Here is a 24,950-nt window from a genome sequence, read left to right on the forward strand (position 1 = left end):
GGGATAGAGATGTCTGTACTGAACACCCCCCTGCACGAGCTCGACCCGGACGTCGCCGCCGCCGTCGACGCCGAGCTGGAGCGCCAGCAGTCGACCCTGGAAATGATCGCGTCGGAGAACTTCGCTCCGGTCGCCGTCATGGAGGCCCAGGGTTCGGTCCTGACCAACAAGTACGCCGAGGGCTACCCGGGCCGCCGCTACTACGGCGGCTGCGAGCACGTCGACGTGATCGAGCAGATCGCCATCGACCGGATCAAGGCGCTGTTCGGCGCCGAGGCCGCGAACGTGCAGCCGCACTCGGGTGCGCAGGCCAACGCGGCCGCGATGTTCGCGCTGCTCAAGCCGGGCGACACGATCATGGGCCTGAACCTGGCCCACGGCGGTCACCTGACCCACGGCATGAAGATCAACTTCTCCGGCAAGCTCTACAACGTGGTCCCGTACCACGTCGGCGAGGACGGCCAGGTCGACATGGCCGAGGTCGAGCGCCTGGCCAAGGAGTCCAAGCCGCAGCTGATCGTGGCCGGCTGGTCCGCGTACCCGCGCCAGCTGGACTTCGCCGCGTTCCGCCGGATCGCGGACGAGGTCGGCGCGTACCTGATGGTCGACATGGCCCACTTCGCGGGCCTGGTCGCCGCGGGTCTGCACCCGAACCCGGTGCCGCACGCCCACGTGGTCACCACCACCACGCACAAGACCCTCGGCGGTCCCCGCGGTGGCGTGATCCTGTCGACGCAGGAGCTGGCCAAGAAGATCAACTCCGCGGTCTTCCCCGGTCAGCAGGGCGGTCCGCTGGAGCACGTGATCGCCGCCAAGGCGGTCTCCTTCAAGGTCGCCGCCTCGGAGGAGTTCAAGGAGCGCCAGCAGCGCACCCTGGAGGGCGCGCGGATCCTCGCCGAGCGCCTGGTCCAGGACGACGCCAAGGCGGTGGGCGTGGACGTGCTCACCGGCGGCACGGACGTGCACCTGGTCCTGGTCGACCTGCGCAACTCCGAGCTGGACGGCCAGCAGGCCGAGGACCGCCTCCACGAGGTCGGCATCACGGTCAACCGGAACGCCGTCCCGAACGACCCGCGGCCGCCGATGGTGACCTCGGGCCTGCGGATCGGCACCCCGGCCCTGGCCACCCGCGGTTTCGGCGCCGAGGACTTCCGCGAGGTCGCCGACATCATCGCCGAGGCCCTCAAGCCGTCGTACGACGTCCAGGCCCTGCGGGCCCGCGTCACCACGCTGGCCGGGAAGTACCCGCTGTACCCGTCGCTGTAACAGGCGCCGGTGGGGGGCCCGGCCGTGTACACACGGGCCGGGCCCTCCCCATACCCCGGAGTCGAGGTCTCGACGTCGAGACCTCGCAAGCCGCCGTACGAACCGGCGTAACCGGGCCGTGCACGAACTGACGTACGCTGATTAACCGGGCAAGGGCGCCCACGAGGTGCCCTTTGCCCGCAATCCCCGCAAAGTCCGCCCCTCCGTCGGCCGCCCCGCTACGCTGCGAGAGCGACTGGACGGTTCCTTCCCCGCCACCGCGGGGGTGATCCGGGAGTCCGCCACCGTGGCCATTTCCGTCTTCGATCTCTTCTCGATCGGCATCGGTCCCTCCAGCTCGCACACCGTCGGGCCGATGCGTGCCGCCCGCATGTTCGTGAACCGCCTCAAGAAGGACGGCCTGCTCGCCCAGACCGTCTCGGTCCGGGCCGAGCTGTTCGGCTCCCTGGGCGCGACCGGGCACGGCCACGGCACCCCCAAGGCCGTCCTGCTGGGCCTGGAGGGCTACTCCCCGCGCACGGTCGACGTCGAGAAGGCCGATGACGAGGTCGAGCGCATCCGGCAGAACAAGAGGCTGCGGCTGCTCGGCGCCGAGATAGGCGATGTGCACGAGATCGACTTCGACGAGCCGAACCAGCTGATCCTGCACCGCCGCCGCTCGCTGCCCTACCACGCCAACGGCATGACCCTCTTCGCGTACGACGAGGCCGGCGCCCCGCTGCTGGAGAAGACGTACTACTCGGTCGGCGGCGGCTTCGTGGTCGACGAGGACGCGGTCGGCGAGGACCGGATCAAGCTCGACGACACCGTGCTGAAGTACCCCTTCCGCACCGGCGACGAGATGCTCCGGCTGACCCGCGAGACCGGGCTGTCGATCTCCTCCCTGATGCTGGAGAACGAGAAGGCCTGGCGCACCGAGGAGGAGATCCGCGAGGGCCTGCTGGAGATCTGGCGGGTCATGCAGGCGTGCGTCTCCCGCGGCATGTCCCGCGAGGGCATCCTGCCGGGCGGCCTGCGGGTCAAGCGGCGCGCCGCCTCCACCGCGCGCCAGCTGCGCACCGAGGGTGACCCGATGCTGCACCGCAGCGAGTGGACGACGATCTACGCGATGGCGGTGAACGAGGAGAACGCGGCCGGCGGCCGGGTCGTGACCGCCCCGACCAACGGCGCCGCGGGCGTGCTCCCGGCGGTCCTGCACTACTACGTGAACTTCGTGCCGGGCGCCGACGAGGACGGCGTGGTCCGCTTCCTCCTCGCCGCGGGCGCGATCGGCATGCTGTTCAAGGAGAACGCGTCGATCTCCGGCGCCGAGGTCGGCTGCCAGGGCGAGGTCGGCTCGGCCTGCTCCATGGCGGCGGGCGCGCTGGCCGAGGTGCTCGGCGGCACCCCGGAGCAGGTGGAGAACGCGGCCGAGATCGGCATGGAGCACAACCTGGGCCTGACCTGCGACCCGGTCGGCGGCCTGGTCCAGATCCCGTGCATCGAGCGCAACGGCATGGCCGCCGTGAAGGCCGTCACCGCCGCGCGGATGGCGATGCGCGGGGACGGCAGCCACAAGGTCTCCCTGGACAAAGTCATCAAGACCATGAAGGAGACCGGCGCCGACATGAAGATCAAGTACAAGGAGACGGCGCGCGGCGGCCTCGCCGTGAACGTCATCGAGTGCTGACGTCCGGCACACGCCGACGCCCGTGGGGCGGGTCCTTCCGGGCCCGCCCCACGGCTCGTCCGGGGGCCCGTCCCACGGCTCGTCCGGACCTCTCGTCCGGGCCTCCGCGTCAGGAGACGGCGTACCACTGGCTGGCCCAGCCGGTGTTGATCGTGCTGACCGACTGCTGGGTGAGGTCCAGGGTGGCGGGCAGCGAGGTCTGCCCGGTCAGCACGGTGCTGTAGCGCAGGTTCGGCGGGGTGAGGCCCGCGTTCACCGAGATGCCGGCCCCGGTGGCCTTCAGGGTCAGCGCGTTGGTGGCCCAGCTGCCGTTCAGGAGCAGCGCGATGAAGTAGGTGCCGGGCTCGGCGGTGAAGGGCTTCTGCAGGGCCAGCGGCTTGGCGATCGCATCGGTCATCAGCTGCGGGGAGACGTCCGCGGTGGCCCCGCGGAGGTTGCCCTTGGCGTCGTACACGCCGAGGTGGCAGTCGGCGAGCTGGGCGCCGGGGTCGATCCCGGCCAGTCCCAGCCAGATGTTCGACCAGGTGATCCGCTCGCGCAGGACGAGCCGTACCAGGGTGACCCGGCCGCCGACCCCGGCCGAGGACTGGGCCGTGACATGGCCGGCGTCGTTGGGGTCGCCGGTCCAGGCGAGCAGGTTCTGGTCCTGCGGACGGGGCTCCGGGTCGAGTGCGGCCGGGCCGGCCGGCGGGGCCTGGGTGACCCCCGCGGACGCACCCTTCTCCGGCTTCGCACCCGGCGAGCTGCAGCCGGCCAGCAGGGCCGCGACGACGGTGCCGGCCACCAGGCCGACGACGGTACGGGTGATGCGCATGGTCCCCCCAGGAACACGAGTTGCTCAGGGGGCCATGGTCACATCCCGGCGCGCCGATCCGAACGCCGCGTTCCGCCCGGCCCGCCCGACGCCCGGTTCCCGTGGCACGGCCGACGCACGATTTCCCGTGGCGCGGCCGGAACCGTACGGCGCCGGCGGATGTCTCCATCGTTGTCAGCCTTGTCCCCTTACATCCGGAGAAACCGGGGGACGTCATGAAGCACACCATCCACCGCATACGCCGCCGGCAGCTCGTGGCCCTGGCCACGGGGGCGCTCCTCACCGCCGGGATCGGGCTCGCCGCGCCCGCCTCGGCGCAGATGCCGGCGGCGCAGCCCGCCGCCACCGCCCGGAGCAGCACCCCGCTCGTGGTCAACGCCCGCTGGGGCGGCCACTGCACGTACGACCGGCTCGTCATCGACCTGAAGGGGTACGTCCCCGACGTCACCGTCCGCAGGGTCGCCAGGCTGTACTACGACGGGTCCGGCAAGCCGGTCCCGCTCCCCGGCAGGTACTTCCTGGAGATCAGGCTCCACCCGGCCGCCGCCCACGACGGCACGGGCAAGTCCGTCTACAAGGGGCCCAAGCTCCAGCGGATATGGCTGCCGAAGCTCAAGGGCATCGCCATGACCGGCGACTACGAGGGGTACGTGACCTTCGGCGCCGCCTTCGACACCCGTCCCGTCTACAACACGTCCAGGCTGCACCACCCGGAACGCTTCGTGCTGGACGTCAAGCACGCCAACGTCTGCTGAGCACGGGCCGGCCGGGTCCCCGGGGTCGTCGCACGCCCCGGGGACCCGGCCCGGCCCGGTCCCGGTCAGCCGCCGACCGGCGCCTTGGAGCGCAGTACGGTCAGGAACTCGCGCATCCACGCCGGGTGGTCGGGCCAGGCGCGGGCGGAGACCAGCGTGCCGTCGACCACCGCCTCCGAGTCCTCGAAGGCCCCGCCGGCACCCCGCACGTCGGGCTCCAGCGCCGGGTAGGCGGTGACCCGCCGCCCGTCCAGTCCCCCGGAGGCCGCGGTGATCAGCGGACCGTGGCAGATCTGCGCGACCGGCTTGTCGGCCCCGGTGAAGGCGGCGGTGATCCGCTTCACCTCGGGGTCGTTGCGCAGGTACTCGGGGGCCCGCCCGCCGGGGATCACCAGGGCCGCGTACTGCCCCGGGTCGACGTCCGCGAAGGCCACGTCGGCGGGCCAGGTGTAGCCGGGCTTCTCGGTGTAGGTGTCGAAACCGTCCTCGAAGTCGTGCACCACGAAGCGGAGTTTCTTCACCGACGGGGCCGCGATGTGCACCTCGTAGCCCTCTTCGATCAGCCGCTGGTACGGGTAGAGGACTTCCAGCGACTCCGCCGCGTCACCGGTGACGATCAGGACCTTCACTGCCATGGGCTGCTCCTGCGATGTGGGGCACGTCCGGACCCCGGCGACCCTGCCCGCCCTGCGGCCGCCCAAACCGGCCGCAGGCCGCCTCTTCCGGATCACGCCGGGCCGGGCCGGGTTGTGGCGCACGACGGGGGACGACTAGGGTCATCTGGCCTTGGTGTACGGGAAACCGGTGGAAAACCGGTGCGGCCCTCGCCACTGTGATCGGGAAGTCCGGCTCCATCCTTGCGGAAGCCACTGGGCCGACGCGGGAGACCGCACGGCCCGGGAAGGCGGAGCCAGGGCATCAGCACCCGTGAGCCAGGAGACCGGCCGGGGTGCGTTGTCCATCCACGAGGTGCTGGAGAGGTCTCCCAACCCATGCATATAGCCGAGGGGTTCCTGCCCCCGCTGCACGCCGTCGCCTGGGGCGTCGCGTCCGCCCCCTTCGTCGTCCACGGTGTCCGCGCACTGACCCGTGAGGTCAAGGAGAACCCGGAGAGCACGCTGCTCCTCGGCGCGTCCGGAGCGTTCACCTTCGTCCTGTCCGCCCTGAAGATCCCCTCGGTGACGGGCAGTTGTTCCCACCCGACGGGGACGGGGCTGGGGGCCATCCTGTTCCGGCCCCCGATCATGGCCGTGCTCGGCACGATCACCCTGCTCTTCCAGGCGCTGCTGCTGGCCCACGGCGGCCTGACCACCCTGGGCGCCAACGTCTTCTCGATGGCGATCGCCGGCCCCTGGGCGGGTTACGCCGTCTACCGCCTGCTGCGGAGGTCCGGGGCGCCGCTGATGGTCACCGTCTTCTTCGGCGCCTTCTTCGCCGACCTGGTGACCTACTGCGTGACCTCGGTCCAGCTGGCGCTGGCCTTCCCCGACCCGGGCAGCGGCTTCCCCGGCGCGCTGGCCAAGTTCGGCGGCATCTTCGCGGTCACCCAGATCCCGCTCGCCGTCAGCGAGGGCCTGCTGACCGTGCTGGTGATGCGGCTGCTGATGCAGTCCAGCAAGTCGGACCTGGTCCGGCTGGGCGTCGCCGGGCTCGCCGGGAAGCAGGAGGCCGCGGTCTGATGGCGAAGGGCATGTCGAAGAACACGAAGGTCAACCTCCTGCTGCTGCTCCTGGTGGCGGCGCTGGCCGTGCTGCCGCTCGCGCTGGGGATGGGCGAGGGCAAGGAGGAGCCGTTCACCGGGGCGGACGCCCAGGCCGAGGCGGCCATCACCGAGCTGAAGCCGGACTACGAGCCGTGGTTCTCCCCGCTCTACGAACCGCCCTCCGGCGAGGTGGAGTCGGCGCTGTTCGCCCTCCAGGCGGCGATCGGCGCGGGCGTGCTCGCGTACTACTTCGGGCTGCGGCGCGGCCGCCGGCAGGGCGCGGCGGCCGCCGCGGCGGCGAGCACGGCCGAGGGGTCCGCCCGGGCCACGGCCGACCGGTCCGACGGGTCCGACGGGTCCGACGGGTCCGATGGGTTCGCCCCGGCCACCACCGCCGGCTCGGCCGCCGGCTCGACCGGCACCTCGACCGGCACGGAGTCCTGAGTCCGTGCTGCCCATCGACGCGGCCGCGCACAGCAGTCGCTGGCGCGGACGCCACCCGCTGGAGAAGGCCCTGCTGGGGCTGGGCCTGACGGTCGCCGCGGTGTGCCTGCCGCCCTGGCCCGGCGGCCCGGTGGTGGCCGCGGCCACCCTGGGCGTGCTGCTGGGCCCGGCCGGGGTGCCCCGGCGGCAGCTGTGGCGGGCCTTCCGGATCCCGCTGGGGTTCTGCTTCACCGGGGCGGTGCCGCTGCTGTTCGCGGTGGGCGGCCCGGACGGCTGGGTCGCGCTCGCCCCGGACGGACCGCGGCACGCCGCCGACCTGCTGCTCCGTACGTCGGCGGCCTCGCTCGGCGTCCTGCTGTTCGCGTTCACCACCCCGGTCTCGGACGTGCTGCCGCGGCTGGTGCGGGCCGGGGTGCCCGCGCCCGTGGTGGACGTGGCCCTGGTGATGTACCGGATCGGCTTCCTGCTGCTGGACTCGCTGGCCCAGGTGCGTACGGCGCAGGCGGCCCGGCTGGGGAACACCGGCCGGGCGGCGGCCTGGCGGTCGGTGGCCGGGCTGGCCGCGACCGCCTTCGTGCGGGCCTTCGACCGGGCCGGCCGGCTCCAGGCGGGGCTGGCGGGCCGCGGCTACGACGGCACCCTGCGCGTGCTGGTGCCGGAGGCGGCCGTGTCGTGGCGCTTCCTGGCGGCTTCCGGCGCCCTGCTGACCGCGGTGGTCTGCGCGACCCTCGCTCTGAAAGGACTTCAAGGACCGTGACCGTGACCGTGACGTCGCTGGTGGAACTGTCGGGCGCGGGGTACGCGTACGAGGACGGGCCGGACGTGCTGTCCGGGGTGGACTTCGGGATCCCCGAGGGCCGTTCGCTGGCCCTGCTCGGCCGCAACGGCAGCGGCAAGACCACCCTGATGCGGCTGCTGAGCGGCGGGCTGCGGCCGGCCGCCGGCCGGCTGCTGCTGGACGGGGAGCCGGTCTCCCACGACCGGGCCGGCCTGACCCGGCTCCGCTCCTCGGTCCAGCTGGTGGTGCAGGACCCCGACGACCAGCTGTTCGCCGCCTCGGTGGAACAGGACGTGTCCTTCGGGCCGCTCAACCTGGGGCTGCCGGACGCGGAGGTGCGCGCCCGGGTGGACGCCGCGCTGGCGGCGCTGGACATCACCGCGCTGCGCGACCGCCCCACGCACCTGCTGTCCTACGGGCAGCGCAAGCGGGCGGCGATCGCGGGGGCGGTGGCGATGCGACCGCGGGTGCTGATCCTGGACGAGCCGACGGCGGGGCTGGACCCGGACGGGCAGGAACGGCTGCTGGACGTCCTGGCGGGGCTCTCCGGCACCACGGTGGTCATGGCCACGCACGACGTGGACCTGGCGGTGCGGTGGGCGGACGATGCGGCGGTCCTGATCCCCGGGGGGATCCGCACCGGCCCGGCGGGCGAGCTGCTGGCCGATCCCGAGCTGCTCGCCGCGGCGGGGCTGCGACAGGCGTGGTCCCCGGCGGTGACCGTCTTCCTGCGCGCCCACGGCCTCCTCCCCCACGGGTCCTCCGGCCCGCGCACCCCGGAGGAACTCTCCGCACTGGCCTGACCGGCCGTCACGCCTCAGCGGCGCCACCCGGCGAGGAGCAGCAGGGCCACGGGGACGATGCCGAGCAGGAAGCCGGACGGGAAGAGCACCCAGGCGGAGACGAGGACCCAGACGGCCAGGATCCAGCCCACCGCGCGGGGCACCTCCTGGCCGGTGCTCGCCATGCGCGACAGCAGGAGGCCGACCACGATCAGCGGCACGGCGAGGCTGCCGAGCAGGGCCCAGAAGTCGCGCTGCGACTCCAGTTCGTCCATCCCCTCGCCCGACGCTCCGTGCAGTGCGCCGCCGATCCAGCCCGCCAGGTGCGACCGGGCCACGACGGTGCCGTAGACGAGGTGCAGGGCGCCGATGCCGACCAGGCCGCGCCCGGCCCAGAGGACGAGCTTCCGGTTCGGGGACGCGACTGCTCCATTTACGAGACCTTCAGTTCCGATACTCATAGTCTCGTATCATTGCCGCATGGAGCCCGCGAAGCAATCCCCCGGCCGCCCCCGCGACAGCCGGGTCGACGACGCCATCCACGAAGCGGTCCGCCGGCTGGTCGCGGAAGCGGGCTACGCCGGGCTCACCATGGACGCGGTCGCCGCGCGGGCCCGGGTGGGCAAGGCCGCGATCTACCGCCGCTACGGCTCCCGCGGCGAACTGGTCTTCGCTTCGCTGGTGCACGGCCGCGCACCGCAGCCGCTGCCGGACACGGGATCGCTGCGGGGGGACCTGACGGCCCTCGCCGAAGTGATCCTCCGGGCGTTCTCCGACCCGGTGTTCGCGGCGGCCGGCCCGAGCCTGGTCGCCGAGATCCGGCAGCACCCCGACATCGCCGCGCGCTTCCAGGCGACGTTCGTCGCGGGCGAGCGCGCCGTGGTGACGGCCCTGCTGGAGCGCGCCGCGGCCCGCGGGGAACTCCCGGCGCCCGCCGACCCCGCCCTGCTCCACGCCACGGTCCTCGGGACGGTGTTCGCGTGGGTCTTCCTGCTGGACCTGCCGGTGACCCCCGGACTGGCCTCCCGTATCGCCGCGATGTCGGCGGCGGCCCTGGAGCACGCGGAGGACCGGTAGCGGGCTCACTACGATGGCCGCATGTCCCTGCCCCATGCCATCCTGACCGCCCTGCTGGAGAAGCCCTCGTCGGGGCTGGAGCTGACCCGGCGGTTCGACCGGTCGATCGGGTACTTCTGGTCGGCGACGCACCAGCAGATCTACCGCGAGCTGGGCAAGCTGGAGGAGGCCGGGCTGATCCGGGCGCTGCCGAGCGTCGTGCCCGCGCGGGGGCAGAAGAAGGAGTTCGAGGTGCTGCCCGCCGGGCGGACGGAACTCGCCCGCTGGGTCGGGGAGAGCCAGGACCCCAAGGCGATCCGGGACCCGCTGCTGCTGCGGATCCGGGCGGCCGCCGTGGTGGGCACCGAGGGCCTGCTCGCGGAGCTGCGCCGCCACCTGGAGCTGCACCGGCAGCAGCTCGCCCTGTACGAGGCCATCGAGGAGCGGGACTTCCCGCCCGGCCGGGACGCCCCCGAGGACCGGCTGCGCCGGCTGGTGCTGCACGGCGGGACCGCCCTGGAGACCTTCTGGCTGCACTGGCTGGAGGAGGCGCTGGCCGAGGTCGAGGCCCTGGAGCCGGGCGGGACTGCGGGCGGGACTGCGGGCGCGGCGGCCGGGGACTGAACCCGGCCCCGGCGCGGGCCCGTGGGGGCCTGCGCCGGGGCCGGCGAAGGGGGTGGCCCTGATCCGGGCCGTTTCCGCTGCGGGTTCGGTACCGCTACTTGTTCAGCGAGTTCCAGAACTCGTCGAAGGACAGGAGCTTGTCGCCGTTCTCGTCCTTGGACTTGATGATCGCCTCGGCCACCGGGCCGGTCACGGCGTAGTCGCCCATCTTCGCCATGGCCGAGCGGTACTCGTCGGCCGTGACGAACCCGTCGCCATCGGTGTCGAAGCTGTTGAACGTAGCCTTGGCGCTCTCGATGTCCGCCACTGGGATCCACCCCTTCTCGGTGCTGTTGTGACCGGCTCAGGGTAGCGGCACCCCCGGCCCCGGCGCAGTCGGGGTCCCGGTCGGACGCTCGGAATTCATTCAATTACCCTTCCGTAAGGCGGAATACAGGCACCCCACGGCAGCGGAACGAATAATTCCAGCAAACAGGTCCCCATTCCCCTTGTCACGCTCCGGGACCGCGGAATAACGTACCGCCATTGCCGCCACACCAGGAGCGCAGGGCTCCCGGGAACACGCGGCGAACAAGGGCGGTCAAAAGTGACGATCACAGCTGACGCATCATTCGAAGTCCTGCCCTTCACCCGTACCTGCCGCCATATCTGGGAAGACGGCGACCATGTGCTGATCGGCGTGAGCCCCGGCAACGGCTACTTCAGCGCCGAGCGCATCGCCGGTCTCACCGCATGGGCCGTGAGCCGCTTCGCCCAGGTGGACTTCGTCTACGCCGACCTCCACGTGGACCGCATGTTCGCCGCCTTCGGGTACACCCCGGAACATGCGGCAAAACGCGCCGCGAAGGAGATCAAGGCGGTCCGGCGGAGGATCCTCAAAGGCATCGGGGATTCAGGATCGGAGAGACCGGAGATACGGGTGCGCGCTCTGTCCGAATTTCAGGTAAACCCCGTCTACCAGCTGCTGCACCGACGGGTGCTGCATTTCCTGGAGACCGATGACGAATTCCGCAAGGGCTGCGAGGAGATGGCCCTGCACTTCGTAGGGTCGAAGCTTCCGGATGGCGAATCGATCACCGACGGGCAGCTCCGGGTGTGCTTCGACTACCTCGCGGCGGAGCTCCCCTTCTTCATCGATACGCCCAGCATTCTCGACGTTCCGTCGTCGGTCGCGGCGTACCACGTGCAGATGCCGATGACCGAGGTGCTGTTCGCCCGCGGCGGAGGCCTGCGGGCCACCCGCAACCAGGCGTACGCCGTCGTACGCCCCGAAACCACCGAAGTCGCCGGAGGGGACCCCCTTGACCAGCGTGCAGCTTGACTTCCCCCTCTCCCGGCGGGGCGACGTGCTCCCGGAGGAGTGCTCCTGGCTGCGCGAGAAGGCCCCGGTGGCCCGGGTGCGCACCCTCACCGGGGACTCCGCCTGGCTGGTGAGCAGCCACGCGCTGGCCAAACAGGTCCTGGAGGACGAGCGGTTCAGCCTCAAGGACACGGCGAACGCCGGAGTGCCGCGCCAGTACGCGCTGACCATCCCGCCCGAGGTCGTGAACAACATGGGCAACATCAACGGCGCGGGGCTCCGCAACGCCGTGATGAAGTCCCTCAACCCGCGCCAGGAGGGCCTCGCCGGGTACCTGCGCACCGCCGCGCACGGGCTGGTGGACGACATCGTGGCCGAGGGCGGACCGGTCGACCTGCGGGCCGCCTTCGCCGACCCGTACTCGGCCGCCCTGCACTGCGAGGTGCTCGGGGTGCCCCTGGCGGACCGGCGCCGGCTGATGTCGGGCCTGGACGTGGCCTTCATGACGGCGCGCGAGCCCTTCGCCGACTCGGCCCTCAACTGGTACAAGGACGTCGGCTATTTCGCGGACCGGTTCCGGGAACAGCTCGCACGGGACGCCGACGCCCGTACGGGGCTGCTGGGCCGGTTCGCCGGACTGCGCGAGGCGGACCCCGAGTCGGCCCATCTGACCGACGAGATGTTCGCCACCGTGGCCGTCTCCCTGTTCGGCGCGGGCGCGGTGTCCACCTCGGCCTTCCTGGTGCTCGCCGTGCTGGCGCTGCTCCGGCACCCGGATCTGGTCGGCGTGCTCCGCGACCGTCCCGGGCTGATGGGGAAGGCCGTCGACGAGCTGCTGCGCTGGAACCTCTCGGTGGGCGACGGGCTGCCGCGCATCGCGCTGGCCGACGTCCGGCTGGGCGACGTGCTGGTCCGCGAGGGGGAGCTGGTGCTGGTGCTGATCGAGGGCGCCAACTTCGACCCGGCGGTGTTCGAGCACCCCGAGCGGCTCGACTTCGAGCGCGAGCACAACCCGCACCTCGCCTTCGGCGGCGGCCGGCACTTCTGCCCGGCCTCCGCGCTCGGCCGGGCCCACGCGGAGATCGCGCTGGAGGTCCTGGTGGAGCGGCTCCCCGGGCTGCGCCTGGCGGTTCCGTCGGAGAACCTCGTCTGGCGCACGGGCTTCATCAAGCGACTGCCGGAACGGCTCCCGGTCGCCTGGTGATGCCGGACGGCGCCCCGGGAGCGGTGTCCCGGGGCGCCGTCGACCACCACGGCCGGCCGCCGCCGGCCGCGGCCGCTCAGCGGAAGATGCCGGTGTGACCGAGTGAGTAGCGGCCGGGCTGCGGGTAGACCGCCAGGCCGTGCGGCCCGCTGCCCACCTTGATCCGGGCCAGCTCCTTGCCGGTCGCGGTGTCGAGCGCGTAGACCTCGCCGTCGTAGCGGCCGGACAGCCACAGCACCTTGCCGTCGGCGGAGACCCCGCCCATGTCGGGGCTGCCGCCGTCCGGCAGCTCCCACTTCTTGGTGAGCTTGTTCTTCGGGAAGTCGAAGACCGAGATCGTCCCCTCGCCGCGGTTGGAGATGTACATCTCCTTGGAGTCCCGGCTGACGTACAGGCCGTGGCATCCCTTGCCGGTGGGCAGCAGCTTGGGCTCGGTGAACTTCTGCCCGTCCAGCACCCACATGCCGTGCGCCATCATGTCGGCGACGTAGAAGGTCCTGCCGTCCGGGGAGATCTTCACGTCCTGCGGCATGGCGCCCTCGAAGGGGATCTTCTGCTGGCCGACGACCTCCATCTTCTCCGTGTCCACCTTGAGGAGTTCGCCGGAGAACTCGCAGGACACGATGAAGTACCGGCCGTCCGCCGAGAAGTCCGCGTGGTTGACCCCGAAGCAGCTGACCGGCACGGTCTTCACCCGGTCCATGGTGTGCGGGTCGCGGAAGACCAGCTCCCGGTCCATCGAGGCCATGACCACCGCGTACTTGCCGTTCGGCGTGAAGTACAGGTTGTACGGGTCGTGCACCTCGACGGGGTCGCCCGCCTCCCCGGTCGCCGGGTTGATCGGGGTCAGGGTGTGCCCGCGGTTGTTGTTGACCCAGAGGGTCTTCAGGTCCCAGGACGGCACCACGTGCTGCGGCTGCACGCCGACCGGGATGGTGTCGATCACCTGGTAGGTGGCCGGGTCGATCACCGAGACCGTGTTGGACCCGGTGTTGGGCACGTACACCCGGGAGGGGAAGTCCTTGACCACCGGGGAGAGCTTCCCCGGCCGGTCCGCCGCGTAGACGTCCTTGGGGTCGAGCAGGGGCGGCATCCCGGGCAGTCCCGGCGGGGCGGCGGGCACCTTGGCCTGCCGGGCGGCGCCGTTGGTGCCGAGTGCCTCGGGACTGCCCTTGCCGTCGGCTCCGCAGCCGGCCAGGGCGGCGAGGGCCAGTCCGGCCAGCAGCACGGTGGCCTTCCGGTGAAGGCGGGGGGTCGTCATGGGGTCAGCAGCTCCGTGGTGGTCACCGCGCGCAGGTCGCGGCGCGCGAGTTCTTCGAGGAGGGAGGGCATCGCGTCGACCGTGTCCGCGTAGCCGAAGTGCAGGCTCACCACCGATCCGGGACGGATCTCCCCGGTGACGTTGCGGATGACGGCCGTGGCGCCGGGCGAGGTGAAGTCGAGGGAGTCCACGTCGTAGGAGAGGACGTGCGGGTAGCCGGCCCGGCGGGCCGCCCTGAGCACCGGGGCGGCGGCGTACTGCGTCCTGGACGGACGGAACCAGGTGCCGATCGATCCGGTGAGCCGCTTCAGCCGCTGGGCGCAGGCGGTGATCTCGGCGTACGCCGCCTCCTCGGTCATGGCGTTGATGTCGATGTGGCGCTGGGTGTGGTTGCCGAGGTCGTGGCCGCCGTCCAGGATCCGGCGGGCGACCTCCGGGTGGGCGTCGAGCCACTCCCCCACGGCCAGTACGGTCACCCGCGCGCCCGCCCTCGTGGCCTCGGCCAGGACCGCGCGGGCGGTGGCGGGGTCACCGCCGCCGTGGAAGGTGAGGGCGACCCGGTTGCGGGTGCGCGGACCGTGGTCGATCTGGTCCGGCTGTCCCCGGAAGGGGCGGGGGGCGGGCGCGGCCGGCGGGGCGGCCGGGCGGGCCGGGGGCGGTGCGCCGGAGGGGGAGCCGGCCGGGCCGGCCGCGCGGGGGGCGCCGCAGGCGGCGGTGAGGGCCCCGGCGGCGACCGCGGCGCCGGTGCGGAGGGCCGTACGGCGGTCCGGGTGGCAGATCACCTGCCCATTTAAGGGCCGCGACGCCCGGAAGGTAATGATTGACCCAATTCGGGCACCTTTGGCGTACCTACCCGGATCGAGACTCGTCCGCTATCCGATCAACGAAGTATGCAGAGCGTTCGATATTTGTTCATCGATTGCCAGGCGAGTGGCCCACCTCACCTAAGATTCAACGATGAACTCTTGGTATATGCACACTTATGTCCGACTCGGGACTTTTGGCGTTTCGGGCGCCCGTCTGCCATAGTCGGAGGCGCGTCTTCCCATTGACCCGAGCGAAGTCGCCATCGCCGAGGATCACACACCCCCTTCGATCCTCGGCGAACCCATGAAGCTCCCGCGACGCCCACCACGGCGGACAGGGAGCTTCCGGTTTTTTCGGCCCCCGAGAGGACGCGCCGGGCGTCAGCGATCGGCGACGCGCATTTCGAACCAGGTGTTCTTGCCCCGGGGCAGCAGGTCCGCGCCCCAGCGGTCGGACAGCTTGTCCACCAGGAAGAGCCCGCGGCCGGTGGTGTCCATGTCGTGGACCGGCATCAGACAGGGCAGCCCGCGCGAGGGGTCGCGCACCTCCACCCTGATCCAGCCGCGGCGGCGCACCAGCTTCAGCCCGAACGAACGGGCCCCGGTGTGCCGGACCGCGTTGCCCACCAGCTCCGACACCAGCAGCACCACGTGCTCGGCCACCTGCGGGGAGAGCCCCCACATCCGGACCACCACGTACTGGGCCAGCCGGCGCGCGGCGCCCGCCGATTCGGGTCGTGACGGCAAGGTCACCTCACCCTCGGCCGGGTTCCCGTACAACTCCAGGGCCTTCAGGCCCTGTTCGTCCTCAAGAGCCGCCGCCGTCCGTAAAGCGGAAGCGCCGCTGCGCTGCCGCGGTTGTTCCACACCCTCCAGGCCCGCCATGCACCCATCATGGAGGGCGCGGGTGCCCCTCCGGGGCGTTCCCAGCGAAAACACCCCCCGGGACCCGTGGGCCCCAGGGGGTGTCACGACATATGCCAGGGGCAGCCGGTGGGCGCAAGGACCACATCTGACCTGCATTGACCCGCTGTTGCAAGGTCATCACGGAGAGTGGATCTTCCGGAGCCCTTAAGGCTGCCTTAAGGCCCGGCTAATCCACCCGCAGGGGCGATCCGCCCTCGGTCAGAGGAACTTGGCCTTGCCGGGGCCCTCCTCGACGAAGCTGCGCATGCCGCGCTCGCGGTCCTCGGTGGCGAACAGGCCCGCGAACCAGTTGCGTTCGATGGCGAGGCCGGTGTCGATGTCGGCCTCCAGGCCCGCGTCCACGCACTCCTTCGCCGCGCGCAGCGCGATGGCCGGGCCCTGCGCCAGCCTGGCGGCCCAGGCGTGCGCCTGCGCGTACACCTCGGCGGCCGGCACCACCCGGTCGACCAGTCCGAGGGTGAGTGCCTCGTCGGCCTTGACCATCCGGCCGGTGAAGATGAGGTCCTTGGCCCGGGAGGGGCCGATCAGCCGGGACAGCCGCTGGGTGCCGCCGGCGCCGGGGATCAGGCCGAGCAGGATCTCGGGCTGCCCGAGCTTGGCGTCGTCCGCGGCGATGCGGTAGTCCGCGCACAGCGCGAGCTCGCAGCCGCCGCCCAGGGCGTAGCCGGTGACGGCCGCGACCACCGGCTTGGGGATCCGGGCCACCGCGGTGAAGGAGTCCTGCAGGCCCCGGGACCGCGCGACCATGGCCGCGTGGTCCATGGCCTGCATCTCCTTGATGTCCGCCCCGGCCGCGAACACCTTCTCGCCGCCGTAGAGGACCACCGCGCGGACGTCGGCGCGGTCGGTGGCCTCCACGGCCAGCTCGCGCAGCCGGTCCTGGGTCGCGATGTCCAGGGCGTTCATGGGCGGCCGGTCCAGGCGGATGGTGCCGACGCCTTCGGAGACTTCGAGAGAGATGGTCATACGGGCACGTTAGTGCCCGTTAACCGGCTTCGGTAGCAGGGGTGACCAGGGTTACCCGGCCGGGCGTCCCGACTACTTGATCCACTCCGACCAGGGCATGTTCCAGCCGTTGAGGCCGTTGTCCGGGGCGATCTGCTTGTCCTTGGAGTTCTGCACGACCACCACGTCGCCGATGATCGAGTTGTCCCAGAACCAGGCGGCCGGGACCTCGGGGTCGCCGGCGCCGCGCACGTCGCGCAGTCCGACGCAGCCGTGGCTGACGTTCTCGGAGCCGAAGGTGCTCGAAGGGGCCCAGTAGTTGCCGTGCACGAAGGTGCCGGAGTTGGACAGGCGCATCGCGTGCGGCACGTCCTTGATGTCGTACTCGCCGCCGAAGCCGACGGTCGCGCCGTTCATCCGGGTCACCTTGAACTTCTCGCTGATGACCATCTGCCCGTTGTAGGTGGTCGTCGACGGGGCGCCGGCGGTGATCGGGAGGTTCTTGTAGACCTGCCCGTCGCGGACGACCTGCATCTGGTGGGTGCTCGCGTCGACCGTGGAGACCTGCGAGCGGCCGATCCTGAACTGCACGGTGCGGGTCTGCTTGCCGTAGACCCCGGGGCGGCCCTCGACACCGTCCAGGTTCAGCTTGACGGTCACCTTGGTGCCCGCCGCCCAGTACTTCTCCGGGCGGAAGTCGAGCCGGTCGTTGCCGAACCAGTGGCCCTCGATCGGCACCGAGGGCTCGGAGGTCACGGTGATCGCCTTCTTCACCGCCTCCGGGTTGGTGATGCCGCGGCTGAAGTTGACCGAGACCGGCATGCCCACGCCGACCTCGGCGCCGTCCTCGGGGGTGTAGTGCCCGATGAAGGTGTTCTTCGGGGTGAGGGTGGTGAAGGTGACGTCCTTCGCCGACTCCCGGCCGGCCGCGTCCTTGGCCACCGCGTGCACCTTGTACTCGGTGGCGGAGCCCAGGTGCCGGGACGGCTCCCAACTGGCGCCGTCGGCCGAGAGCTTGCCCTCGACCTGGTTGCCCTTGGTGTCGGCGACGGCGACGGTCGACAGCTTGCCGCCCGTCGCGGCTATCTTCAGGACCCCGCTGGTGGCGACTTCCTTGGCACCGTCGTCCGGCTTCACGCTGACGACCGCCTGGGAGGCCTCGTTCCCGGGCTTGCCGCTGCCGCCGCCCTTGGCGCCGTCTCCGCCGCTGCCGGTGCTGTTTCCGCCGCTGCACGCCGAGGTGAGCAGCAGGGCCGCCCCCAGCACCAGGGCCGACAGGGCACGTGTCGGCTGCAGGTTCACTGTTCTTCTCCCCATGTCCCCCGCGCGCAGACAGTCGCGCGCAATGGAAACAGGTAATCACACGGGAAGATGACGAAGAGCTACGGATGTGTCACCGTTCCGTCCCAACTGGGACAGCGTCCCCACCGGGCTGACCTCGGGGGACGCTCCCCCGGAGGGCCCGGGGCAGGAGCCCGGGGCAGGAGCCCGGGGACCGGCGTGCGGTCAGCCGTCCGTGCCGGGCTTGGTGCCCCACACGTAGACCGCGTCGCCCTCGGTCAGCAGGTCCCAGAGCCGGGCCGCGTCCGAGGGGTACATGTTGACGCAGCCGGCCGAGCCGCCGTACGCGAAGAGGTCGCCGTACGCCCCGTGGACGGCCTGGCCGCCGTCGAAGAACTGGGCGTAGGGCATGGGGGTGCCGTACAGGGTGGAGACGTGGTCCTTGTTCCGCCAGTAGATCTCGTGCCAGCCGGGCCGGGTCTCCTGGTCGTCCCGGCCGCTGCGGATCGGCACGGGCGCGAAGACCACCTTGGACCCGCGCTGCACCCACAGCAGCTGACGGTCCATGTCGATGCAGGTCACCCGGTGGTTCCGGACCGGGCACTTGCCGGCCTTGTTCGGGTTGGGGCGGGCCTGTACGACGAGCATGGTGCGGTAGGTCGCGATGTCCGGGTAGCCGTCGGCGGGGGTGAGTCCGTTGGCCTTCTGGAACTCCCGTACGGCCGCGCAGTCCCCCGGGGACTGCACCCCGTCGACCTTGCGGCCGAGATGGGCCTCCAGCTCCCGCTGGTAGGGCCCGGTGCGCGCGGTGCAGGGGTCCGCGGCGGCGGCCGGCGGGGCCGCGGCCAGGGCCTGCGGTCCCGTCACCCCTGCCAGTCCGGTCAGGGCGAGCGTCAGGGCCAGGGTGAGACCCGCCGCCGGGCGGCCGGCGCGCTGTCGGTGCGTCATGGACCCAGCGAACCCCGCCGGGATGGCCGGGGCGCGCCCGGGTGCTCCGATGCGGTGAGCGGGTCATCACATCGGAGCACCCGGGGCGGGGCCGGGCGGGCGGGTCAGTCCTCCGTGGAGGACGACGGGTCCTTGCCGTGGTCGTCCCGCTTGTTGAACACCGTGACCTCGACGCGGTGGCCCGGGGTGGAGGCGTCCAGGGTGAGCGGCCCGTGCACGTCCTTGTCGGGGACCACGTACGCCTCGGGGACGTCGGTCTCCCACAGGTAGTACCGGCCGGCGGAGAGCGGGCCGAACTCGCACACCCCGGCGGAGTCGGTGGCGCAGCCCTCGCCGATGCGGCGGTCGGGGTTGATGCCGAGGGTCTGGAGGCCCGCGGTGCCGTTGGTCTCCCGCCACACCTCGAAGACCGCGCCGCGCAGCGGCCGCTTGGTCTTGGCGTCCTTCTTCAGCACGCGGATCGAGCCCTCGTACTCCTCCTCGCGCGTGTTGCGGACGGTCGTGGTGACGCCCTGGGCGGCGTTGTCGGCGGTGAGGACGACCGCCTCGCTGACCGGGGAGGCGGGGGGCTCGTACCCGTCGGGGGCCTGGGTCTCGCGCCAGTAGTAGGTGCCCGGGGGCACGGTGGCGCCGCAGCGGCCGTCGTCGGCGGTGACGCATTCGGCGGAGACCACCTCGTCGGGGGTGGCGCCGTCGGTCTGCAGGCCGGCGGTGCCGTTGGTCTCCCGCCACAGCTGGAAGCGGGCGCCGGCCAGCGCGGCCCCGGACTCCTCGTCGGTCTTGGCGACCCACAGCGAGCCCTCGACCGGCTCGGGCGGCTCGGTCCCGCAGTCGGGCAGGCTGCCGGTGAAGGGGTAGGCGTGGAACTCCTGGCCGAACCCGCCGGTCGTGCTCGGCCCGGTGTGGGTGAGGTCGCCCGCGGTGAAGAAGCGGCCGTTGACGCCGGGCAGCTGGACGGAGGTCTCGGAGGACGGCTCGGCGACCAGGGTGGAACCTTCGAGCGTGCCGGAGCCGTGCAGCCGTACGGTGCCGGCGTCGGGGAAGTTCCACAGCAGCCGGTGGCGCAGCCCGGCCGGGTAGCTGCCGTTGCTGAACGAGACGAGGGGGTCGTCGCCCAGCACGTTGACCAGCACGGTGGCGCCGTCCGGGATGCCGGTGAACCGGGCGAACACCTGCCCGCCGGCGGCGGTGGCCAGGTTGGTTCCGGCGGGGACGTTGAACACCTGGAGCGGGGAGCTGCCGTCTCCGGTGAACAGGGCCTCGGTGGGGCTGACCGCGACGGTGCCGGTGGCCGGCCGGGGCTGCCCGTCGACGCGCGCGTAGCACTTGCCGGCCGCGGTGAGCCGGGCGCGGATCCCGGCGTAGGGGAGGGCGGCGCCGGGGTCCTGGGTGAGGGCGCCGGTGACCGTGCCGGTGAGGGTGCCCGCGTAGCGGACCACCCCGCCGTCGGCGAGCAGGCGCTGGCCCGTGGCGACCCGGATGCTGCCGCCGACCGTGAGGAAGTCGGTGCCGTTCTCCGGCGGTACGCGGGAGCCGACGCCGGCGATGCCGATGTTGTAGACGTCGCTGGTGGTCGGGGAGCCCAGCTTCTCCATGTCGAAGTCGCCGAGCACGACGACCCGGCCCTCGGCCTCGGCCGCGCCCCGGCGCACGTTGAAGTCGTCCCCGACGAAGACGTTGACGGCGTTGTCCCGGCCGGTGTACGGGAGGTTGTTCGGCTCCGGCCAGAACGGCGGGCAGGAGCCCGGCACGCAGGGGCCCAGTCCGTCGGGCAGCGGGGCCCGCAGCGCCGCCGGCGCGGCCTGCGGGGCGGCGGCCCGGGCGGCGGTGGCGGCCGGGCCGGGGCCGTCGGCCGTGCCGACCGGGGCCGCCGCGAGGGCGGGGGCCGCCGCGGCGAGCACCGCGGTGAGCGCGAGGCCGAGCGGCCACGCCCTGGAGGGTGTCGTGCGACGTCCCCCGGCTGTCCTGACTGTCATGACACTCCGTCCGTTTCCCGCCGTCGGTGGCGCCCTGACAGGCTGGGCACACCGGGGCGCGGGACGGGAGCGGACACTCCCCCGTTACGGCAAACCGGTCACACCAATCACCCTCATGTCACCCTCGCCCGACCCTCGCCCGACCCTCGTCCCGCCCTCGTCCCGCCCTCAGGCGATCGCGGAGCCGGCGATCCAGTGCACCCAGGACATGTTCCAGCCGCCCAGCCCGTTGTCCGGAGCGACGGTCTTGTCCTCGGAGTTGACGACCTCGACCACGTCCCCGACGAGGGTCCGGTCGAAGAACCAGCCGGCCGGGGTGTCGGAGCCGCCGCCCTTGTCGTCGCGCAGGCCCACGCAGCCGTGGCTTGTGTTGGCGGAGCCGAAGGTGCTGGGGTGGGCCCAGTAGTTGCCGTGCAGGAAGGTGCCGGAGCTGGTGAGCCGTACGGCGTGCGGCACGTCGGGGATGTCGTACTCGCCCTTGCCGTCCTCGGCCGTGAAGCCGACGGTCGCCCCGTTCATGCGGGTGACGTCGAACATCTCTGTGACCACCATCTTGCCGTTGTAGGTGGGGGACTTCGGGGAGCCGGCGGTGACCGGGAGGGTGGAGAGGACCTCGCCGTCCCGCCGGACGGTCATGGTGTGCTCCTCGGCGTCCACCGTGGAGACCTGGTGCCGGCCCACGGTGAAGCGGACGGTCTTGTCCTGGATCCCGTACGAGCCGGGGGCGCCCTCGACGTCGCGCAGCCTGATGGCGACGGTGACCTCGGTCCCGGGCTTCCAGTACTCCTTGGGCCGGAAGTCCAGGCGGTCGCCGCCGAACCAGTGGCCGGAGACCTCCACCGCCGGCTTGGCGGTGACCGAGACGGCGCGTTCGACGTCGGCGCGGTTCTTGATGGACTTGCTGAACCGGAAGGAGACGATCATCCCGGTGCCGACGGTGGAGCGGTTCTCCGGCTTGAAGTAGCCGATGAAGCGCTCCTCGGGCACGTAGGTGGTGAAGGTGGTGTGCCGGGCCTGGCGGCGGTCGTGCCCGTCGACGGCCACCGCGTCCACGGTGTACTTGGCGGCCAGCGCGAGCTTCCCGTGCTCCGCGTCGGGGCTCCAGCTGAGGCCGTCGGGGGCGATCGTCCCGGGGACCTTCTCCTCCTGGGCATCCTCCACCTTGGTCACCACCACGCGTTCCAGTCTGCCCTCGGGGACGGACACGCTCAGCGGGCCGTCGGCCGGGACGGCCTTCGCGTTGTCCTCCGGAGTGATCCGGATGGCTTCCTCCGGGGACCGGGGTTTGCCCGGGAGCGCCACCTCCACCGGGGATCCGCCGTCCGCGGTGCAGCCGGAAAGTCCCCCCAGCAGCCCCGCCCACACCACCACGCCGGCCACGGCCGCCGCTGCCCGCCTCGCCCGCCCGGACGTCACAAGTCTCACGATCCTCCCAACGACGGGGGCCCGCCGGGGGAAACGTGGGCGTGGCCCACGTTCCTGGCAGCGCGGTCCGGGCAGAACAGTGGGGAGGACCAGATGGGGGCGGGCCCCGACCGGGACGCCGGGGCCGCACACCCTCCCCCGCCCGGCCTCCGACAGCCGTGGAGGCGGGCAGGTGTCCAGCGCAGCAGAAAAAGAGGTGGTGGAGGGCGGTCACATGGCGCCCGCACCCCGGGTGAACGGATCCGTACGGGCGTCCGCGCGCCCGGGGCCGCCGGTGTGGCCGGGGTCCTCGCATCCGCTGGGGGCGCGGTACCGGGCGGGCCCGGACGGGGTCGCGGGCACGAACTTCGCCCTGTGGGCGCAGGGCGCCGAGGCGGTGGAGCTGTGCCTGTTCGACGACCGGGGCGGCGAGACCCGGTGCGCGCTGACCGAGCTGACCCACGAGATCTGGCACGGCTTCGTGCCGGGGGTGCTGCCGGGCCGGCGGTACGGGTTCCGGGTGCACGGCCGCTGGGACCCGTGGACGGGCGCCCGGTACAACCCGGCGAAGCTGCTGCTGGACCCGTACGCGCGGGCCGTGGACGGGGACTTCACGCTGCCGCCGGAGGTCTACGGGCACGTCCGGGACTGGCCCCAGCAGTACATCGCGGACACCGTCCGGGACGACCGGGACTCCGCGCCGTTCGTGCCGAAGGGGGTGGTGGTCCACGATGACGACGACTGGGCGGACGACGTGCGGCCGAAGACCCCCTGGGCGGACTCGGTCATCTACGAGCTGCACGTGCGCGGGTTCACCATGCGGCACCCGGAGGTGCCGCCGGAGCTGCGCGGCACCTACGCGGGGCTGGCGCACCCGGCGGCGGTCGAGCACCTGACGCGGCTCGGGGTGACGGCGGTGGAGCTGCTGCCGGTGCACCAGTTCGCGCACGAGGACCACCTGCTGCGGCGGGGCCTGCGCAACTACTGGGGCTACAACTCGATCGGCTACTTCGCCCCGCACGCCGGGTACTCCTCCAGCGGGACGGCCGGGCAGCAGGTCGGCGAGTTCAAGCGGATGGTGCGGGCGCTGCACGCGGCCGGGATCGAGGTGATCCTGGACGTGGTCTACAACCACACCGCGGAGGCCGGCGAGCTCGGGCCCACGCTGTCGCTGCGCGGCGTCGACAACCGCGGCTACTACCGGCTCCAGCACGACCAGCGGCGGTACGCCGACTACACGGGCTGCGGGAACACCCTGCACGCGGGCCGGCCGCACGTGCTCCGGCTGATCACGGACTCGCTGCGGTACTGGGTGACGGAGATGGGGGTGGACGGCTTCCGCTTCGACCTGGCGGCGGCCCTGGCCCGCTCCATGCACGACGTGGACATGCTCTCGCCGTTCCTGGCCGTCATCGCCCAGGACCCGGTGCTGCGCCGGGTGAAGCTGATCGCCGAGCCGTGGGACGTGGGCTCGGGCGGCTACCAGGTGGGCGCGTTCCCGCCGCTGTGGACGGAATGGAACGACCGCTACCGGGACGCGGTGCGGGACTTCTGGCGTGGTGCACTGCCCGACGTACGGGACCTGGGGTACCGGCTGTCGGGGTCCAGCGACCTGTACGCGTGGGGCGGCAGGCGGCCGTACGCCTCGGTGAACTTCGTGACCGCCCACGACGGGTTCACCCTGCGGGACCTGGTGTCGTACGAGCGGAAGCACAACGAGGGCAACGGGGAGGGCAACCGGGACGGGACGAACGACAACCGGTCGTGGAACTGCGGGGCGGAGGGCGAGACGGACGACGTCCGGATCGCGGCGCTGCGCCGGCGGCAGCTGCGGAACCTGGTGACGACGCTGCTGCTGTCCACCGGGGTGCCGATGCTGGTGGCGGGGGACGAGTTCGGGCGCACCCAGGGCGGCAACAACAACGCGTACTGCCAGGACAACGAGACCGGCTGGGTGGACTGGTCGCTGCTGTCGGACCCGGGCTGGCAGAACCTGTTCGCGCTGACGCGGCGGGTGCTGGCGCTGCGGCGGAGGCATCCGGTGCTGCGGCGGCGGGCGTTCTTCTCGGGCCGGCCGCAGGGTGCGGACGGGCTGCGGGACCTGGCCTGGTTCACCCCGGCGGGGGCGGAGATGACGGAGCGGGACTGGTACGCGCCGGCGGCCTCGCTGGGGCTGTACCTGTCGGGGCGGGACATTCCGGGGCGGGACGAGCGGGGCCGGCAGGTGACGGACGACAGCTTCCTGGCGCTGCTGCACGCCGGCGACCGGCCGGTGTCCTGGGTCCTCCCGGGCCCGCCGTGGGCTTCCGCGTACGAGGTGGTGCTGGACACGTCCCGCGAGGAGCAGGCGACGGCGCCGGAGGCGGACTGCCGGGGCGGGCAGACCATCACCGTCCCGGCGCGCGCGGTCCTCCTGCTGCGGGTGGCCGGCTGAGGCCGCGCCGCCGTGCGGGCCCGGCATGATCCGAAAGACACGGCCTATGTCTCGACGTGGAGGAGCATCCGCTTCAGGAGGGCTGCGAGGGCGGCGGTCTCGGCGGGGGCGAAGGGTTCGAGCATGGCGACTTCGGCGAGGCCGCGCAGCCGCATCGCGGCGAGCCACCGCGCGCGGCCCTCCTCCGTCAGTTCGACGTCCACCCGCCGGCGGTCGTCGGCCGCCCTGAGCCGGCGGACCAGCCCGGAGTTCTCCAGGGTGTCCAGGCGGCCGGTCACCCCCGCCGGGGACAGCAGCAGTTCGGCGGCGAGCTCGGAGGGCGCGGCCCGCCAGGGTGCGCCGCGCGAGGCGAGCCGGTGCAGGGTCTCGAACTCGAAGGGCTGGAGCCCGGTCTCGGACAGGGCGCGCTCCTTGGCCCGCTGCACGTGCTTGGCCAGCAGCTGGATGCGGGTGATGACCTCCTCCGTGGGCACGTCGAACGGCACCTTGCCGCGCCATCGCGCGATGTGCCGGTCGACGGAGTCCTCGGTCCCGGTCCCGCTGCCTTGCTCGCTCATCCCGGCATTATCGCGTC

25 protein-coding genes and 1 riboswitch are annotated in these 24,950 nt (G+C 72.2%); of the genes, 12 read left to right on the forward strand and 13 right to left on the reverse strand.

Features of this window, described 5'->3' with window-relative positions:
• Window positions 1–9 precede the first annotated feature (9 nt).
• Together glyA and AB0O36_RS33870 are read left to right on the forward strand one after the other, a co-directional pair.
• Entirely contained in the window at window positions 10–1,266 is a 1,257-nt protein-coding gene (gene glyA / locus AB0O36_RS33865; protein ID WP_365117038.1) for a serine hydroxymethyltransferase, read from the forward strand.
• Window positions 1,267–1,552: 286 nt separating this feature from the next.
• Window positions 1,553–2,935 carry an L-serine ammonia-lyase gene (locus AB0O36_RS33870; protein ID WP_365117041.1) on the forward strand — a complete coding sequence of 461 codons (1,383 nt, stop codon included), beginning with the start codon at window positions 1,553–1,555 and terminating at the stop codon, window positions 2,933–2,935.
• A 109-nt stretch (window positions 2,936–3,044) separates the two neighbouring features.
• Here AB0O36_RS33870 and AB0O36_RS33875 read toward each other — a convergent pair whose 3' ends face one another.
• Complete coding sequence (locus AB0O36_RS33875; protein ID WP_365117042.1) at window positions 3,045–3,749, reverse strand: hypothetical protein; 705 nt, start codon at window positions 3,747–3,749, stop codon at window positions 3,045–3,047.
• Between the two features lie 215 nt (window positions 3,750–3,964).
• Here AB0O36_RS33875 and AB0O36_RS33880 point away from each other — a divergent pair, with 215 nt between their 5' ends.
• On the forward strand, window positions 3,965–4,504 hold the full coding sequence (locus tag AB0O36_RS33880) for a hypothetical protein (RefSeq protein ID WP_365117044.1): 540 nt from the start codon (window positions 3,965–3,967) through the stop codon (window positions 4,502–4,504).
• A gap of 65 nt (window positions 4,505–4,569) precedes the next feature.
• Here the strand turns inward: AB0O36_RS33880 and AB0O36_RS33885 are convergent, their stop codons facing one another.
• Complete coding sequence (locus tag AB0O36_RS33885) at window positions 4,570–5,139, reverse strand: DJ-1/PfpI family protein (RefSeq protein WP_365117047.1); 570 nt, start codon at window positions 5,137–5,139, stop codon at window positions 4,570–4,572.
• 135 nt (window positions 5,140–5,274) lie between these two features.
• Window positions 5,275–5,468: riboswitch (cobalamin riboswitch) on the forward strand.
• 28 nt (window positions 5,469–5,496) lie between these two features.
• On the opposite strand from AB0O36_RS33885, the gene AB0O36_RS33890 reads away from it, so the two are divergent.
• The 4 genes from AB0O36_RS33890 to AB0O36_RS33905 are packed head-to-tail and all read left to right on the forward strand — an operon-like array spanning window position 5,497 to window position 8,231.
• A complete protein-coding gene (locus tag AB0O36_RS33890) occupies window positions 5,497–6,183 on the forward strand; it encodes an energy-coupling factor ABC transporter permease (RefSeq protein WP_365117049.1) in 687 nt (228 codons plus the stop codon).
• Window positions 6,184–6,194: 11 nt separating this feature from the next.
• A complete protein-coding gene (locus AB0O36_RS33895; RefSeq protein ID WP_365117051.1) occupies window positions 6,195–6,650 on the forward strand; it encodes an energy-coupling factor ABC transporter substrate-binding protein in 456 nt (151 codons plus the stop codon).
• A 4-nt stretch (window positions 6,651–6,654) separates the two neighbouring features.
• On the forward strand, window positions 6,655–7,407 hold the full coding sequence (gene cbiQ, locus AB0O36_RS33900; RefSeq protein ID WP_365117053.1) for a cobalt ECF transporter T component CbiQ: 753 nt from the start codon (window positions 6,655–6,657) through the stop codon (window positions 7,405–7,407).
• A 2-nt stretch (window positions 7,408–7,409) separates the two neighbouring features.
• Window positions 7,410–8,231 carry an ATP-binding cassette domain-containing protein gene (locus AB0O36_RS33905; RefSeq protein WP_365117056.1) on the forward strand — a complete coding sequence of 274 codons (822 nt, stop codon included), beginning with the start codon at window positions 7,410–7,412 and terminating at the stop codon, window positions 8,229–8,231.
• A 14-nt stretch (window positions 8,232–8,245) separates the two neighbouring features.
• On the opposite strand, the gene AB0O36_RS33910 is transcribed toward AB0O36_RS33905, so the two are convergent.
• A complete protein-coding gene (locus tag AB0O36_RS33910) occupies window positions 8,246–8,671 on the reverse strand; it encodes a DUF6463 family protein (protein ID WP_365117058.1) in 426 nt (141 codons plus the stop codon).
• A 19-nt stretch (window positions 8,672–8,690) separates the two neighbouring features.
• Between AB0O36_RS33910 and AB0O36_RS33915 the strand changes: the two genes are divergently transcribed.
• Both AB0O36_RS33915 and AB0O36_RS33920 read left to right on the forward strand, forming a co-directional pair.
• Complete coding sequence (locus AB0O36_RS33915) at window positions 8,691–9,287, forward strand: TetR/AcrR family transcriptional regulator (protein WP_365117061.1); 597 nt, start codon at window positions 8,691–8,693, stop codon at window positions 9,285–9,287.
• 21 nt (window positions 9,288–9,308) lie between these two features.
• On the forward strand, window positions 9,309–9,890 hold the full coding sequence (locus AB0O36_RS33920) for a PadR family transcriptional regulator (RefSeq protein WP_365117064.1): 582 nt from the start codon (window positions 9,309–9,311) through the stop codon (window positions 9,888–9,890).
• Window positions 9,891–9,984: 94 nt separating this feature from the next.
• On the opposite strand, the gene AB0O36_RS33925 is transcribed toward AB0O36_RS33920, so the two are convergent.
• A complete protein-coding gene (locus tag AB0O36_RS33925; protein WP_365117066.1) occupies window positions 9,985–10,197 on the reverse strand; it encodes an EF-hand domain-containing protein in 213 nt (70 codons plus the stop codon).
• A gap of 279 nt (window positions 10,198–10,476) precedes the next feature.
• Between AB0O36_RS33925 and AB0O36_RS33930 the strand changes: the two genes are divergently transcribed.
• Entirely contained in the window at window positions 10,477–11,211 is a 735-nt protein-coding gene (locus AB0O36_RS33930) for a tRNA-dependent cyclodipeptide synthase (protein WP_365117069.1), read from the forward strand.
• Window positions 11,201–12,394, forward strand: coding sequence for a cytochrome P450 (locus AB0O36_RS33935; RefSeq protein ID WP_365117115.1), 1,194 nt, complete (start codon window positions 11,201–11,203; stop codon window positions 12,392–12,394). The genes AB0O36_RS33930 and AB0O36_RS33935 overlap by 11 nt, the downstream gene beginning before the upstream one ends.
• 76 nt (window positions 12,395–12,470) lie before the next feature.
• Here the strand turns inward: AB0O36_RS33935 and AB0O36_RS33940 are convergent, their stop codons facing one another.
• The 8 genes from AB0O36_RS33940 to AB0O36_RS33975 form a co-directional block, all read right to left on the reverse strand.
• On the reverse strand, window positions 12,471–13,655 hold the full coding sequence (locus AB0O36_RS33940; protein ID WP_365117071.1) for a PQQ-binding-like beta-propeller repeat protein: 1,185 nt from the start codon (window positions 13,653–13,655) through the stop codon (window positions 12,471–12,473).
• Window positions 13,652–14,434, reverse strand: coding sequence for a polysaccharide deacetylase family protein (locus AB0O36_RS33945; RefSeq protein ID WP_365117117.1), 783 nt, complete (start codon window positions 14,432–14,434; stop codon window positions 13,652–13,654). The genes AB0O36_RS33940 and AB0O36_RS33945 overlap by 4 nt, the downstream gene beginning before the upstream one ends.
• A 408-nt stretch (window positions 14,435–14,842) precedes the next feature.
• Window positions 14,843–15,346, reverse strand: a complete 504-nt coding sequence (locus AB0O36_RS33950; RefSeq protein ID WP_365117072.1) for an ATP-binding protein — start codon at window positions 15,344–15,346, stop codon at window positions 14,843–14,845.
• Window positions 15,347–15,586: 240 nt separating this feature from the next.
• The gene (locus AB0O36_RS33955) at window positions 15,587–16,354 is read right to left on the reverse strand and encodes an enoyl-CoA hydratase-related protein (RefSeq protein WP_365117074.1); all 768 of its coding nucleotides are present in this window, start codon (window positions 16,352–16,354) and stop codon (window positions 15,587–15,589) included.
• A gap of 72 nt (window positions 16,355–16,426) precedes the next feature.
• Window positions 16,427–17,635: an Ig-like domain-containing protein gene (locus tag AB0O36_RS33960; RefSeq protein WP_365117076.1), complete on the reverse strand. Its 1,209-nt coding sequence runs from the start codon at window positions 17,633–17,635 to the stop codon at window positions 16,427–16,429.
• A gap of 204 nt (window positions 17,636–17,839) precedes the next feature.
• Entirely contained in the window at window positions 17,840–18,562 is a 723-nt protein-coding gene (locus AB0O36_RS33965) for a L,D-transpeptidase family protein (RefSeq protein ID WP_365117078.1), read from the reverse strand.
• A 104-nt stretch (window positions 18,563–18,666) separates the two neighbouring features.
• Window positions 18,667–20,538, reverse strand: coding sequence for a choice-of-anchor A family protein (locus AB0O36_RS33970; protein WP_365117081.1), 1,872 nt, complete (start codon window positions 20,536–20,538; stop codon window positions 18,667–18,669).
• Window positions 20,539–20,706: 168 nt separating this feature from the next.
• Window positions 20,707–21,963, reverse strand: a complete 1,257-nt coding sequence (locus AB0O36_RS33975) for an Ig-like domain-containing protein (protein WP_365117083.1) — start codon at window positions 21,961–21,963, stop codon at window positions 20,707–20,709.
• Between the two features lie 172 nt (window positions 21,964–22,135).
• On the opposite strand from AB0O36_RS33975, the gene glgX reads away from it, so the two are divergent.
• On the forward strand, window positions 22,136–24,376 hold the full coding sequence (gene glgX / locus AB0O36_RS33980) for a glycogen debranching protein GlgX (protein WP_365117085.1): 2,241 nt from the start codon (window positions 22,136–22,138) through the stop codon (window positions 24,374–24,376).
• Window positions 24,377–24,420: 44 nt separating this feature from the next.
• Here glgX and AB0O36_RS33985 read toward each other — a convergent pair whose 3' ends face one another.
• Window positions 24,421–24,933, reverse strand: a complete 513-nt coding sequence (locus AB0O36_RS33985) for a MarR family transcriptional regulator (RefSeq protein WP_365117087.1) — start codon at window positions 24,931–24,933, stop codon at window positions 24,421–24,423.
• Window positions 24,934–24,950: the final 17 nt, after the last annotated feature.

Origin of the sequence: Streptomyces sp. NPDC089799 (assembly GCF_040684755.1) — a bacterium.
In the GTDB taxonomy this organism is placed as follows: Bacteria; Actinomycetota; Actinomycetes; order Streptomycetales; family Streptomycetaceae; genus Streptomyces.